General features: G+C 70.3%; 12 protein-coding genes and 1 pseudogene. 5 read left to right on the top strand and 8 right to left on the bottom strand.

Translation table 11 applies throughout. The features are described 5' to 3' along the window. Positions 1 to 7 precede the first annotated feature (7 nt). The 5 genes from GF068_RS25845 to GF068_RS25825 form a co-directional block, all read right to left on the bottom strand. The gene (locus GF068_RS25845) at positions 8 to 994 is read right to left on the bottom strand and encodes an AAA family ATPase (RefSeq protein WP_153822117.1); all 987 of its coding nucleotides are present in this window, start codon (positions 992 to 994) and stop codon (positions 8 to 10) included. Positions 995 to 1,166: 172 nt separating this feature from the next. After that, complete coding sequence (locus GF068_RS25840; protein ID WP_240807387.1) at positions 1,167 to 1,484, bottom strand: emp24/gp25L/p24 family protein; 318 nt, start codon at positions 1,482 to 1,484, stop codon at positions 1,167 to 1,169. A gap of 119 nt (positions 1,485 to 1,603) precedes the next feature. Beyond that, positions 1,604 to 3,103 (bottom strand): aminomethyl-transferring glycine dehydrogenase subunit GcvPB, encoded by a 1,500-nt coding sequence (gene gcvPB, locus GF068_RS25835; protein WP_153822116.1) that lies wholly within the window; start codon positions 3,101 to 3,103, stop codon positions 1,604 to 1,606. A gap of 43 nt (positions 3,104 to 3,146) precedes the next feature. Next, entirely contained in the window at positions 3,147 to 3,728 is a 582-nt protein-coding gene (locus tag GF068_RS25830; protein WP_153822115.1) for a hypothetical protein, read from the bottom strand. Further along, on the bottom strand, positions 3,725 to 4,753 hold the full coding sequence (locus GF068_RS25825) for a tetraacyldisaccharide 4'-kinase (protein ID WP_153822114.1): 1,029 nt from the start codon (positions 4,751 to 4,753) through the stop codon (positions 3,725 to 3,727). The genes GF068_RS25830 and GF068_RS25825 overlap by 4 nt, the downstream gene beginning before the upstream one ends. A gap of 92 nt (positions 4,754 to 4,845) precedes the next feature. On the opposite strand from GF068_RS25825, the gene GF068_RS25820 reads away from it, so the two are divergent. Beyond that, positions 4,846 to 5,397 (top strand): MYXO-CTERM sorting domain-containing protein, encoded by a 552-nt coding sequence (locus GF068_RS25820; protein WP_153822113.1) that lies wholly within the window; start codon positions 4,846 to 4,848, stop codon positions 5,395 to 5,397. Here the strand turns inward: GF068_RS25820 and GF068_RS25815 are convergent. Continuing rightward, the gene (locus GF068_RS25815; protein WP_153822112.1) at positions 5,349 to 5,975 is read right to left on the bottom strand and encodes a hypothetical protein; all 627 of its coding nucleotides are present in this window, start codon (positions 5,973 to 5,975) and stop codon (positions 5,349 to 5,351) included. The two genes, GF068_RS25820 and GF068_RS25815, sit on opposite strands and share 49 nt — an antisense overlap. Positions 5,976 to 6,149: 174 nt before the next feature. On the opposite strand from GF068_RS25815, the pseudogene GF068_RS47155 reads away from it, so the two are divergent. Continuing rightward, positions 6,150 to 6,476: pseudogene (locus tag GF068_RS47155) on the top strand (DUF2726 domain-containing protein); the annotation flags it as partial. A 445-nt stretch (positions 6,477 to 6,921) separates the two neighbouring features. Beyond that, a complete protein-coding gene (locus tag GF068_RS25805; RefSeq protein ID WP_338046584.1) occupies positions 6,922 to 7,881 on the top strand; it encodes an SCE4755 family polysaccharide monooxygenase-like protein in 960 nt (319 codons plus the stop codon). A gap of 15 nt (positions 7,882 to 7,896) precedes the next feature. On the opposite strand, the gene hemL is transcribed toward GF068_RS25805, so the two are convergent. Further along, positions 7,897 to 9,171, bottom strand: a complete 1,275-nt coding sequence (gene hemL, locus GF068_RS25800; protein ID WP_153822109.1) for a glutamate-1-semialdehyde 2,1-aminomutase — start codon at positions 9,169 to 9,171, stop codon at positions 7,897 to 7,899. 65 nt (positions 9,172 to 9,236) lie between these two features. Continuing rightward, a complete protein-coding gene (locus GF068_RS25795) occupies positions 9,237 to 10,352 on the bottom strand; it encodes an alpha/beta hydrolase (RefSeq protein WP_153822108.1) in 1,116 nt (371 codons plus the stop codon). A gap of 216 nt (positions 10,353 to 10,568) precedes the next feature. Between GF068_RS25795 and GF068_RS25790 the strand changes: the two genes are divergently transcribed. Continuing rightward, positions 10,569 to 12,203: a serine/threonine protein kinase gene (locus GF068_RS25790; RefSeq protein WP_153822107.1), complete on the top strand. Its 1,635-nt coding sequence runs from the start codon at positions 10,569 to 10,571 to the stop codon at positions 12,201 to 12,203. After that, positions 12,193 to 13,230 carry a PEGA domain-containing protein gene (locus GF068_RS25785; protein ID WP_153822106.1) on the top strand — a complete coding sequence of 346 codons (1,038 nt, stop codon included), beginning with the start codon at positions 12,193 to 12,195 and terminating at the stop codon, positions 13,228 to 13,230. The genes GF068_RS25790 and GF068_RS25785 overlap by 11 nt, the downstream gene beginning before the upstream one ends. Position 13,231: the final 1 nt, after the last annotated feature.

Genomic DNA, 13,231 nt, shown 5'->3' with positions numbered 1-13,231 from the left:
CCGGCCTTCACGGCACCTCGACCACCTCGAACACGCGCCGCACGACCTGCTCGGTCGTCACCTCTTCCGCCTCCGCCTCGTACGTCAGCACCATGCGGTGGCGGAGCACGTCCGGGCCCACGGCCTTCACGTCCTCGGGCGTCACGTACCCGCGGTGCCGCAAGAACGCGTGCGCCCGCGCCGCCAGCGCCAGCGCGATCGAGGCGCGCGGGCTCGCCCCGTACTCGATCAAGCTCGCGAGCTCCTTCATGCCCTTCTGGCTCGGCTCGCGCGTCGCGAAGACCACGTCGACGATGTAGTCCTTCACGCGATCATCCATGTAGACGTCCCGCACGACCTTGCGCGCGGTGACGAGCGTCTCGGGCTCGATGATCCGGCTCGCGGAGGCCTCCATGATCCCCGTCGTGCGGTCGATGATCTGCCGCTCCTCCGCGCGCGTCGGGTAACCGACCTTCACCATCAGCATGAACCTGTCGACCTGCGCCTCGGGCAAGCGGTACGTGCCCTCCTGCTCGATCGGGTTCTGCGTCGCCATGACCACGAAGGGATCGGGCAGCTTGTAGGTCGTGTCGCCGATCGTGACCTGCTTCTCCTGCATCGCCTCGAGCAGCGCGCTCTGCACCTTCGCCGGCGCACGGTTGATCTCGTCCGCGAGCACGAGGTTCGCGAAGATCGGGCCGAGCTTCGAGGTGAACTCGCCCTTCTGGTGGTTGTAGATCACCGTGCCGATCACGTCGGCGGGCAGGAGGTCGGGCGTGAACTGGATGCGCGAGAACTTCGCGTGGATCGCGTCGCAGAGCGTGCGGACCGTGAGCGTCTTCGCGAGGCCGGGCACGCCCTCGAGCAGCACGTGGCCACCCGTGAGCAGGCCGATCAGGATCCGCTCGAGCATGTAGTTTTGCCCGACGATCACCTTGCCGACCTCGGTGATCAGGTTGTCGACGAAGGCACTCTCTTTCGCGACGAGCTCGTTCAGGGCGCGGACGTCGTGCATGGCATGGACCGGGAGGGTTCTCTTGGCAGGCGCTTTCGCGGGGCCGTCGTGGCTCGATCGTGCGCCTCGCGCGCGCGATCTCTCTCGATGTGCGGCAGGCACATAGCAAGCCTCGCGGCGCCTGGACAGGCGCAGGAGCGCGTTTATTCCCGAAAGCGGCGCGCGGAGGCCGCTACATCGCCGAGATCACGTTGAGGACCGCGTTTCCGCGAATCTTCCCGTAGAGCTGCCAGATCTCGATCTTGTACGCGCCCGGGGCCGAGGCGGTGAACTCGACCGGCGCCGCGCTCTGCGGCTTGCCCGTGGGCAGCTCCCGCAAGACACGCTCGATGATCACCTTGCCCGAGGGCGACTTGATCCGGACGTTGAACGGCGGATCCGCGTCGTCATCCGAGCGGAAGACGAGCTTGACCAGGTCCCCCACGCGCGCAGGGTCGGTCTTGCAGATCGTCTCGATTTCTCCGACGTTGTCGGTGATGGTCCGGGACACGCCGTTGCTCGTTCAGCTCTGACCTCACCCGCTCCCCGAGAGGAGCGGGCGCAAAGCGGACGACATTGTACGCACGGACAAAGCCGATTCGCGAATTTGGGGCGAACCGGAGTCCCTGATCAGCTCGACTGCGGTCGCCAACGTAGCCGAGGCTGCCGCGCCGCGCGTGCTTCATCCAGCCTTCCGACGACGGTGTTGTGCGGCGCACCCTTCACGAGGGCCGGATCTTCGTGGGCCTCGCGCGCGATGGCCTTCATCGCGTCGACGAACTCGTCGAGCGTCTCCTTCGTCTCGGTCTCGGTCGGCTCGATCATGAGCGCGCCCTGGACGACGAGCGGGAAGTAGATCGTCGGCGCGTGGAAGCCGTAGTCGAGCAGGCGCTTGGCGACGTCGAGCGTCTTGACGCCCGTCTGCTTCTCCAGGTCGACGTCGCTCAGCACGACCTCGTGCATACACGCCTCCGGCACCGGCGCGGCGTACGTGTCCTTGAGCATCACCCAGAGGTAACGCGCGTTGAGGACCGCGAGCGCGCTCGCCATCTTGAGGCCCTCGCCGCCCATCTCGCGCAGGTAGGTGTAGGCGCGGATGAACATGCCGAAGTTGCCGTAGAAGGCGCGCAGGCGGCCGATCGACTGCGGGCGATCCCGATCGAAGGCGAAGGTGCCGTCGTCCTTGCGCACGAGCACGGGGCCGGGCTGGAAGGGCTCGAGGTGCTTCTTGAAGCAGACCGGGCCCGAGCCGGGGCCGCCGCCGCCGTGCGGCGTGGTGAAGGTCTTGTGCAGGTTGATGTGGATGACGTCGACGCCAATGTCGCCGGGCCGCGCGTGGCCCATGATCGCGTTCGTGTTCGCGCCGTCGCCGTACACGAGGCCACCCTTGCCGTGCACGATCTCGATGATCTCGGGCAGGTGCTTCTCGTAGACGCCGAGCGTGTTCGGGTTCGTGATCATCAGGCCGCAGACGTCGTCGCCGCCCTCACGCTCGATCGCGGCGAGCACCTCTTGCGGCGTGACGACGCCGCCCGGGTTCTTCTCGATCTTCACCGCGACGAGGCCGTTCAGCGCGCAGGAGGCCGGGTTCGTGCCGTGCGCGCTCTCGGGGATGAAGACCTTCTTCGGGCTGCGCCCCTTCGATTCGTGGTAGGCGCGCATCATCATGAGGCCCGTGAGCTCGCCCTGCGCGCCCGCCGAGGGCTGCAGCGAGCAGGCGTCCATGCCGCTCACCGCGCTGAGCATCTGCTGCACGTGCCACATGACCTCGAGCGAGCCCTGCGCGAGCTCGTCCGGCGTCTCCGGGTGCATCTTCAAGAAGGCCGGGATCCGCGCGGCCCACTCGTTGATCTTGGGGTTGTACTTCATGGTGCACGACCCCAGCGGGTAGAGCTGCGAGTCGATGCAGAAGTTCCACTGCGAGAGGCGCACGAAGTGCCGGAACGCCTCGGGCTCGCTCACCTCGGGCAGCCCCGCGGCCTCCTTGCGAGCGAGGGCCCCGTAAAACGCGGCCGGATCGACGTCCGGCACGTCGAGCGGGGAGAGCGAGGCGCCCGAGCGCCCGGCCGTCCCCCGCTCGAAGATGGGGGGCTCGCGGAACTTGATTCCTTGCGGTTGAGGTCGTGCCATGGTCGCAATCTCGCTCGGGCGAGCGGAGCCCCCGAGCCGTTCGTCAGGGGTTCGCCGGCTCTTCGGGCGCTCCCTGTTCCTTGTTCTCCGAATCCCAGTCGCCGCCGCCGAGGTCGGAGGCGCCGGTGCCGCCGATCGACGCGAGGTCCGGGTTCACGTTGCGCTGCTTGACCGCGTCCCAGGGCTCGCCGACCTCGTCCTTGTCGAAGCCGATCTCGCCGGCGAACGTGTCGTCGACGTTGTCACCCGCGGGGCGCTTGTACTTGAAGTAGCCGCGGCCCTTCTTCGAGGCGTTGGGGCCGACGAGGCCCGTGGTGTACTCGGTCCACTCGAACTTCAGGACGTCGCCGTTGGCTTCGCCCTTGAGCGTGCCCCACTTGTCCTTGTGCGGGCGGATCCACTTGCCCTCGACCGCGTTACCGTCCTGCACGACGTGCAGGTAGCCGTAGAGCTCGCTGAAGTACACGCCGGTCCAGCTCGCGCCGGAGGGCATGTCGCCCGGTGTGACGTCCGCGGTCTTCGCGTTACCCGAGCCGCCCGCGCAGCCCACCGTCGCAAGAGAAAGAGGAGCGGTGACGAGCGCCATCGCCGTCACGACCAACCTGAGCGAACGCGTCCATTTCATGGGGCGGGGAGCCTAGCACAGGCAGGCGCGCCCTCGCGCGAGCCTCGAAGGAGCCGAGCGAGGAGCGGCCCCACGTCGACCCGATGATCGAGGGTGAGGACCGGGGCAGCGCCGAGCCAGGGCGGGAGCTTGGTAGCGCACCGAGGCGTGGTGAGCCAGGCGTCGAGGCCGAGGCTCCGGGCACGCTCGAGCGTTTCCGGGTCGAAGCAGGCGTGGTCGGCCAGGCACGAGGCGGCGTACGGGCGGAGGCCGGCGCGGCGGAGCGAGAGGAGCAGGCGACCCGGGCGCGCGACGGCCACGAGCAAGCCAACACGTCGCGAGGCGAGGGAGGCGAGGTCGTGGCGGCGGCCAGACGCGTCGAGGGCGCCGTCGATCGACGAGGCGAGCGGCACGGCGGAGGAGGGCAGGTCCGGCGCGTTCGCGCCGCCGAGCGCGACGACGTGATCGGCCGCCTCGAGGAGGGCCGAGGCCGGGGCGCGGAGGTCACCGAGCGGTGGGCAAAGGCCCGCGCCGAACGGGCTCTCGCCGTCGAGGACGAGGACGGCGTCGTCGAGGCGGCGAGGCGCTGCCTGGAGAAGGCCGTCGACGACGAGGAAGGTTTTTCCGGACCGCACCGCGATCGCGAGGGCCTCGGCGCGGCGCTTCGCCACGAAGACGGGCGTGTCCGTGAGCGCGAGCGCGCGCGCGGCGCAGAGGGCGTCGTCCCCGACGAGCGCGACGGGATCGTCGGGAAGGACGCGCCGCGGGGAAGCGACGCTCGAGCGGTAGCCGTGTCCGATGAAGGCGACGTCGTGACCTTCGAGGGCGAGCGCGCGCGAGAGCGCGATCGCCACGGGGGTCTTGCCCGCGCCGCCGAGGACGGCGCCGCCGACGCCGACGACACGCGCGCCTGCGGGCAGCGCCACGGGGCGCGCGACACGCGCGGCGGCGAGCGTGGCCCACGCGCTCGCGAGGGCGCGGCCGGGCAGGGAGGGCGTGATCCCCTGCTCGAGGCGTCGCGCGATGCGGGCGCGGAGAGAGTCCATGAGCGCTCCACCCGAACGTAGCGCTCCTCGTGCGGGGCCGCGACGTGCCTTCGCGGTCGACGAGACGCGTGGGATCGCGTAGGGCAGATCGAATGAAGCTTCCTTCGTTCCTGATCGTGGTCTTCGGGTTGTCGGCGCTCGTGTTCGTGACGCCTGCGCGCGCGGATGTCGTCGGGCCTCCGCCCGCCAAGTGCCCCGCGGGGACCGAGGGCGCGGCGTGCCATGGCGGGCCGTATTGCCGACCCGTCGTGTGCGCGGGGGGCGTGGAGTGCGCGAGCGACGAGACGTGCCGGGACGTCCCGTTCTGCGTCGCCCCCATCCTCTGCGCGGGCCTCCTGCCGCCCGACGCGGACCTCGCGGACTACGAGCGTTCGAACGTCGTGGGCTCGTGCGCGAACGGCGACACGTGCGCCCAGGGCGCGACCTGCAAGACGCTGCAGGTCTGCGTGCCCGTGTCGGCGTCCACCATCTCCGCGTCGAGCTCCGGCGGCGAGGGCGGTTGCGGGTGTCGCCTCGCGCCCTCGACGCCGCTCGATGCGTCGCTCGGCGCCCTCGCGTTCGGCGCGCTCGGGGCCGTGTCCCTCCTGCGGCGCCGTCAACGCGCGGAGGAAGCGTCGCGGGCCTCGCGGCAGCGGCGCGCGTAACCCGAGGCGAGCGCGTCGATGCCCGGCGCGCCGTCGGGGTGCGCGCGCAGATACGCCAGCACGAGCGCCTCGCGGGCTTGCTCCGGCGTGGCCCAGAAGTCGCTTTCGAACGCGTAACGTACGCGGGCGTCTGCGGGAGACACGCCGAACGCTCGTCGCAAGCCGAGCTCGATCGACAGCGCCTTCGCCTCCGCGGCGAGCGCGCGTGTCGTGACGACCTCGCAGCTCTCGTCCGATCCTTCGCGCGGCTCCACGCGGAGCCCCTCGGCCACGTGCGTGAGCAAGTGCCCGACGCGCGCGGCCGCTTCCGACGTCGCGAGCGCCTCGTCGACGAGCACCACGCCCGAGGTCGTCACCGACGACACGCCGAGGCGGCCGAAACAAAACGTGACCTTCTCCTTCGCGAGCGCCCGGTCACGCGTGTCCGCCCCGACCGGAGCTTCGCCGAGCTTCGCGAGGATCGTCGCCCTGCGCGCCTCGTCCGCGCGAAACCCCGCGGGGCACGCTCGTTCCGCGCGCGGCGCGGACCTGCAGCCGAGCGTGATGCACGGAGCGAGGATCGAGATCGCAAAAAGCACGACTGCAACGCGACCACCAAACATGCGTGACGCGTGGACCTCGCGCCTCGTCCGGCGAACCTCTCGACAAGGAGAGTCTTCGTGAGATCCTGTAAAGAGAATCACCGTGGATTGCTGTCGTCTCCGGTTGCGGTCACAGCCGCTATCAGCCTACCGTAGGCCAGCGGTCGCGCGATGAACGGAAACCTGAAGAAGCTCGTTCACCATACCGAAGAGGCGGTAAGCTTCGGGCTTTCGACGGTCTGCAAGAGGCTCGGCGCCGGCGTGCTGATGCGCGTGAAGGCGCAGGACGTCTTCCGCACGGAGGGCAACGGCCTCTCGGACGAACTCTTGCAGTTCGTGTCCCGCGCCACCTTCGATCTCGTGGCCGTCGACGCCGAGCGGTTGCCGCTCTTCGTCGTGCAGTTCGACGGCACCTCGCACCCGACCGACGTGGCGAGCGTCAAGCAGCAGCAGGAGAACGAGATCTGCCGCAAGCTGCTCCTCCCGCTGGTGCGCGTGCACGCCTTCCACCTCGCCAAGAAGCACCACAGCATCGAGATCATCTCGCTCCTGCTCGAGAGCTGGTTCGCCTCGAAGGGCGTCGTCCCGAGCGGGGAGAAGTCGCGCACCTTCCGCAGCGGCGAGATCGACCTCTTCGGGACCGCGGGGCCCGGCTCGATGGCGGCGCTCTCCAGCTCCGGCGCTTCCTCGCACGAGTTCGATCCCACCACGGGCGCGCTCGGCGACGTCCGCAAGAACATCCGCCGGATCTACGAGTCGGGCAAATGCAAGAGCCCCGTCGCGTCCTCCGTGATCGGCGTCGACGCGGCCGGCAACTTCCACGCCGTGGGGTTCGTCCGCGTCACGGACGAGGCGGTCGCGAGCTCGAAGATCGCGATGCGCAACCAGCTCTTCCCCGCCACGACGAACACGCTCGTCGACGAGATGCTCCTCTACGAGCTGTATCAGGAGCTGCTCGATTGCATCCGCGGCCGCGGCCGGCTCGTCTCGCGCGCCGAGCTCGGCGCCACGATCGCGGCGTTCCGCATGCGGTACAAAGTCAAAGCCGTACCACCCAGCATGCCGCCCGGTTCGTTCTGAGCCCTCTCCCGCCCGGGACTCGGTTACCCTCGGCGTGCCCGAGGTGACCATGTTTCTCCGAACTCCTGCCCTTCTCGCCTTTTCCGCGGTCCTCCTCGCGGGTTCGAGCGCGCTCGCGCACGCGGTGCTCATGAACCCGCAGCCGCTCACGAACGACGACAACGCGAAGAGCGGCCCTTGCGGCTGCTACTTCGGCGCCGGGCCCGAGGATCCCGCCGAGGATGGCTCCGCCTCGGCTTGCCCCGCCTCGGGGTACCCGGTCACCGACCTCGTCGTCGGACAAACGCTCCAGGTCACCTGGAAAGAGACCGTGAACCACAGCGGCATGTTCCGCGTGTCCCTCTCGACCAAGGCGATCGACACGGTCACGCGCACCGACATGAACAACGCGGTCGTCTACGAGGCCGCCGACATGAACTCGCAGTCGGGCGGGCTCGTGAGCGCGACGATCACGGTGCCGAACACGCCCTGCCAGAACTGCGTGATGCAGCTCCGCCAGTTCATGCAAGGCGCGTCGCAGCCCTATTATTACTCGTGCGCCGCCGTCAACATCACGGACCCGAACGCCAGCGGCAGCGCGTCGAGCGCGAGCTCGTCGTCGTCGAGCTCGGCCGGCGCGGGCGGCGCGGGCGGCGAAGGCGGCGGCGGGATGGGCGGCGCGATGATCCCGGACGACGTCGGCCCCGGCCCGGCCCCGTTCTACGAGACCCCGCCGTCCGGCATGTGCAGCGCTTCGTACGCGCCGCCCGGATCCCCCGCCGCGCTCGCGCTCCTCCTCGCGGGGCTCGTGGCCCGCGTGGCGCGCAAGAAGACGCGGCGGTGACGGGATCGAGCAGGATCAGCCGAGCGACGCGCGCGCGGCCTCGACCGTGCGCGTGATGTCCTCGTCGGTGTGCGCCGCCGAGAGGAACGCCGCCTCGTATTGCGACGGCGGCCAGTAGATGCCCCGCGAGAGCATCCCCGCGTGCCACGCCGCGAAGCGCTTCGTGTCGCTCTGCGAGGCCTCGGCCCACGAGCGCACGGGTTTGTCGTTGAAGAACAGCGTGATCATCGAGCCCACGCGCTGCACCGTGGCCGGCACGGAGGCCTTCGCGGCCGCGTCCTTCAGGCCTGCTTCGAGCGCGGCGCCGAGCCGCTCGAGCTTCTCGTACACCTCGGGCACGAGCCGCTCGATCGTCGCGAGCCCGGCGGCGACCGCGACCGGGTTTCCGCTCAACGTGCCTGCCTGGTAGACCGGCCCGAGCGGCGCGACCACGCTCATCACGTCCTCCCGGCCGCCGTAGGCCGCGAGCGGCATGCCGCCGCCGATGATCTTGCCGAGCGTCGTGAGGTCCGCGCGCAGGCCGTAACGCTCCTGCGCGCCGCCGCGCGCGAGGCGGCAGCCCGTCATCACCTCGTCGAAGATCGAGACCGCGCCGTGTTTCTTGCAGAGCGAGAGGATGGCCTCGAGGAAGCCGGGCTCGGGCGGCACGCAGCCCATGTTGCCGACGACGGGCTCCACGATGACGGCCGCGATCTCTCCGCCCCGCGTGTTGAAGAGCGCCTCGAGCGCCGGGATGTCGTTGTAGGCGAGCGTGAGCGTCGTCTTCGCGGTGCCCTCGGGGACGCCGGCCGAGTCGGGGACGCCGAACGTGGCGAGGCCGCTGCCGGCCTTGACGAGCAGATGATCGGCGTGGCCGTGGTAGCAACCTTCGAACTTCACGATGACGTCGCGGCGCGTGAAGCCGCGGGCCACGCGGATGGCGCTCATCGTGGCCTCGGTGCCGGACGAGACGCAGCGGAGCTTGTCCATGCCCGGGTAGAGCGCGCGTACGGCCTCGGCGAAGCGCACCTCGCGCGACGTCGGCGCGCCGAACGAGAGCCCGCCCTCCGCGGCCTCCTGCACGGCGCGGAGGACGTCGGGGTGCGCGTGGCCGAGCAGCGCCGGGCCCCAGGAGCCCACGTAATCGACGTACTCGCTGCCGTCCTCGCCGTAGACACGCGCGCCCTTGGCGCGGGCGATGAACACGGGGTTTCCGCCCACGGCGCGGAAGGCGCGGACGGGGCTGTTGACGCCGCCGGGGATGACGGCGCGGGCACGCTCGAAGAGGGCCTGGGAGATGGTGTCGGACATGAGGCCGGTGACTATGCGCGCCCTGGCTCCGAGGGCAAGGCCGAGCCTTCCTGAGGCCGCTTTCTTCAGCCCGCGCCGCACCTCGCCACCGCCGCCAGCATCCGCAGGAGCGTCACCCCCTCCCGCGCCATTGCCTGCACGTCCCGGAGCGACGTGCCCGCCGCCTTGTGCGTGTGCCCGTAGAGACCGGTCACGTGCACGCCTCGACAAACCCCTTCGGGCAGCCGCTTCGCCAATGAAAATGCCTGCTCGTACGGGATCACGTCGTCGTCCGCGCCGTGGATGAAATGCACCGGGCAACGAATTCCCCCGAGGAATGGCCCTGGATCGAGCCACCCGAATGCGTCACCCGAGCGCCCGAGCGCCACCTCGAAGAGCGCCTTCGTGTCGCCCTCCACCCCCGTCGCGGCGAAAAACAAGGGCCGGTGCTCGGGCGCGAGCTCCTGCGCGACGGACCGCGCGACCGCTTGCCATTTCCCGTCGGCCTTCATCTCGGGCCGCCCCCACGTCGCCTCCACGTAACGGCGTAATGCGGCGGAGAGCGGGCCCGGGTCGTCGGGCCTTCCTTCGAGCCACGGCATGAGGTTCATGAAGACCACGGGCCGGTTCAGCGGATCGTGCGCCGCCCCCGGCCGGCCATACAGGCAGAATCGAAGCGTCTCCTCGAAATCGCCATACCCCCCGAACACGATGAGGGACCCCACCTCGGACGCGAGCCCCGACCGCCCCGAGAGCCAGAGCGAGGGCAGCGAGCCGAACGAAATGCTGAAGACGGACGGCCGGCCCGGCGGCCGATCCGGCAGAGCGAGCAGCGCCGAAAAGGCCCGCGAGAGGTCGTCGAACACGCCCTCGCCGAGCACCAGCGACGCATGATCGGGCAGCCGCGGCGCGAGCACCCAAAGGCCCGCATTCGCGAGGATCCGCGCGAACCGATCCATCCGCGGGTCGAGCGGGCCGAGGTAATGAAGCCCCGGCACGAGCAGGAGCGAGCCCACGGGCGCGCGACGACCCGAGCGATAGACGAAGGCCGAGAACGGCCGATCTCCGGCCCGATGCCCCTCGATCACGAGCTCCTCGCGCGTGACGTCGCGTGGCGCCGCCTGGCCGTCCGTCCAGGGGCCGAGCCAGCGCCCGAGCTCGATCATCGTCCGCAGGTCCACGAGGGGCCGCACGCGCGACATATCTCTCCTTTCGCGAGCGTCCGCCCGCGACGCGCACGACGATAGCGGGGCGCGTGGCCCCTGAAAACGCACGCTTTCTCGCGAAATGCAATGTGTGTTTGGCATCACGATCGCGACTTGGATGAAAATATCGCGGCGCAGCAATCGGAGTGGATCTTGCTTCTGTGACCGGAAAGGAGCCCAACGCAGAGAGGTTTTGCTACCCTCCGGAGGGCCATGGCCGATCGGAACGCCGACATCGCCGTCCTCGCGACGGGCGCCACCTTTCATGGGGCGTACGAGGTCGTGCGTTGCATCAAGGCCGGCGGCATGGGCGCGGTGTACGAGGTCTTGCAGAAGAACACCGAGCGACGCCGCGCGTTGAAGGTGATGCTGCCGAGCCTCGTGAGTGATCCCGAGATGCGCGCGCGCTTCGAGCTCGAAGCCAAGGTCGCGGCCGGGATCGAGAGCGAGCACATCGTCGAGACGCTCGATGCCGGCGTGGACGAAGCCACCGGCATGCCGTTCATCGTGATGGAGCTGCTCAAGGGCGAGGAGGTCGGCGCCCTCCTGAAGGTGCGCAAGCGGCTGCCGCCCGAAGAGGTCGTCACGCTCCTGCACCAGGCCGCGCTCGCGCTCGATCGCACCCACGCCGCCGGCATCATCCACCGCGATCTGAAGCCCGAGAACCTGTTCCTGACGCGGAGGGACGACGGCTCGCCGCGCCTCAAGATCCTGGATTTCGGCGTGGCCAAAATCGTGGCGGACGGCACCGCGAGTTCGAACACGACGAAGAGCGTCGGTTCGCCGCTCTACATGGCGCCCGAGCAGATCGCCGGGGACACGATCGGACCCGGCGTCGATCGATATTCGCTCGCCCACATCGCCTTCACGATGCTCGTGGGCAAACCGTACTGGGCGCGCGAGCGCAAGAGCGCCCAGGGGCTTTATCCCTACCTGATGCTGGTGGCGCGCGGCGCGCAGGTGTCCGCGAGCGAACGCGCGAGGGATCTCGGCGTGAGCTTGCCGCCCGCGTTCGACGCGTGGTTCGGCAAGGCCATCGCGCTCGACCCGAGCGAACGATTCGACGGCGCCGTGGCCATGATCGTGGCGCTCGCCGAGGCGTTCGAGGTCAAGCCCCCCACGATCTCCGTCCCGCCGGTCTCGCGCGCGGTGTTGCCTTCGATCGTGCTCGAGCCGGCGCGCGAGCTGCCGCTCTCCCTGCCGCCGCCCGCCGACGCCGCGATCACCGCGACCGCGCCGCCCGTCCCCGCGAACGTCGCGGCCATCGAGAAGGGCGGGGCGTCGTCGTTGCCTCAGGCGCCCGAGGCCGAGGACGAACCATCCTCGCCCGGCGGCGATCTCTCGGCCCCCGCGCTCACCCGATCGAGCGGCGAGCCCCCGAGCTCCCCGGCGGAGGCGAAGACCAGGAAGCGCTCGTCGGTCGCGCCGATACTCGCCGTGCTGCTGCTCGTCGGGGGCGTCGGGGCGGTCGGCTACGCGCTCGTGTTCTGGCCCAAAGGCGGGCCCCTCGCCGTGCTTCCCACCGCCGCGCCGACGCCGACGTCCGCGCCGACGGCCTCGTCGCCCGTGCCCGCGGCGGTCGTCCCGGCCGTGCTCGAGAGCGCCGAGCCGGCCACGATCCCCGAGCCAGCGTCGTCGGCCTCGGCCGCGCCCGACGTCGAGCCCGAGCCCGCGCCCTCGGCGTCGGCGGCAGCATCGGCGGCGGCGGCCACGTCGGCCACGTCAATCACGTCGGCCGCCTCGGACAAACCCGCCCCGCCGGTCCCCCCGACCAGCGGGTGGAGCCGCGGCAAACGCCCGGGCACCGGCACGTCGAAGACCCCCAAGAATCCGCTCGATGAATATTGAACGTCCGATCCCGGCGGCGCTCCCGCGAGCGCTCGCCGCCCTAGCGCTCGTGACCCTCTCCGTGTGCCCCGGGCGCGCGCTCGGTCAGGACAAACCGCGGGATCCCGCGGCGGCCGAGGCCCTCTACCTGAGCGGCCGCAAGCTCGTGTCCGAGGACAACTGGGCCGAGGGCTGCCCGAAGTTCGAGGCCAGCATGGAGCTGAACCCCGCGGCGAGCACGCTGATCAACATCTCGCTCTGCCACGAGCACGAGGGCAAGCTGACGCAGGCGCTCGTCGACTACCGGCGCGCGTTGCAGCTCAACCAGGACACGCTCGGCGAGGAGCGCAAGAAGCAGCTCGAGCGCGTGGCGAAGGATGGAATCGCGGCGATCGAGAAGCGCCTCGCCCGCGTGGAGCTCGTGGTGAGCCCGCGGCCCGAGGGGCTCGAGGTGGTGCGCGACGGGATCCGCCTGCCGCTCGCGGCCCTCGGCGAGGCGATCCCGGTCGATCCGGGCAACCACACGTTCTCGGCGACCGCGCCGGGTTACGAGAAGATCGAGAAGCCCATCGACCTCGCAGAGGGCCAGACGGCGACGGTGGAGCTCGCGCTCGTGCCCGCGGCCGCGGTGGTGAAGCCTCCGCCGCCGCCTCCGCCCCCGGACAAACCCGGGGCGCCCGCGGCCTCGGGCGGCGTGCCGGCCTGGGCGTACATCGCGGGTGGGCTCGGGCTCGCGGCGGTGGGGGCCGGGGTGTACTTCCGCTTCGATCAGATGGCCGCGGAGGAAAGGATCCAGGCGAACTGCCCCGGGGCTCCGCCCGTTTGTGATCCAGCGAGTTCCTACCGGCCCGACGACGACAACACGCGCAAGGATCGCAGCTTTTACCTCTTCGTGGGCCTGACGGCGGCGGGCGCGGCGGGGATCGGGGCGGCGGTGTTCGGCATCGCGCGCGGGCTCTCGCAGAAGAAACCGCAGGCGCAAAGCGTGCACGTGGTGCCGTACGTCGGGCGCGGCGACGGCGGGCTCGTGCTGCAGGGAGCGTTCTGAC

The organism is Polyangium spumosum (genome assembly GCF_009649845.1).
Lineage (GTDB): Bacteria > Myxococcota_A > Polyangia > Polyangiales > Polyangiaceae > Polyangium > Polyangium spumosum.
This window is presented reverse-complemented; position numbering and strand designations above follow the sequence as displayed.

Bases quoted from the DNA above. Each gene is read 5' to 3' on its own strand.
- GF068_RS25785 (WP_153822106.1), top strand. From the start codon at position 12,193: ATGAATATTGAACGTCCGATCCCGGCGGCGCTCCCGCGAGCGCTCGCC.
- GF068_RS25830 (WP_153822115.1), bottom strand. From the start codon at position 3,728: ATGAAATGGACGCGTTCGCTCAGGTTGGTCGTGACGGCGATGGCGCTC.
- GF068_RS25790 (WP_153822107.1), top strand. From the start codon at position 10,569: ATGGCCGATCGGAACGCCGACATCGCCGTCCTCGCGACGGGCGCCACC.
- GF068_RS25845 (WP_153822117.1), bottom strand. From the start codon at position 994: ATGCACGACGTCCGCGCCCTGAACGAGCTCGTCGCGAAAGAGAGTGCC.
- GF068_RS25820 (WP_153822113.1), top strand. From the start codon at position 4,846: ATGAAGCTTCCTTCGTTCCTGATCGTGGTCTTCGGGTTGTCGGCGCTC.
- gcvPB (WP_153822116.1), bottom strand. From the start codon at position 3,103: ATGGCACGACCTCAACCGCAAGGAATCAAGTTCCGCGAGCCCCCCATC.
- hemL (WP_153822109.1), bottom strand. From the start codon at position 9,171: ATGTCCGACACCATCTCCCAGGCCCTCTTCGAGCGTGCCCGCGCCGTC.
- GF068_RS25795 (WP_153822108.1), bottom strand. From the start codon at position 10,352: ATGTCGCGCGTGCGGCCCCTCGTGGACCTGCGGACGATGATCGAGCTC.
- GF068_RS25825 (WP_153822114.1), bottom strand. From the start codon at position 4,753: ATGGACTCTCTCCGCGCCCGCATCGCGCGACGCCTCGAGCAGGGGATC.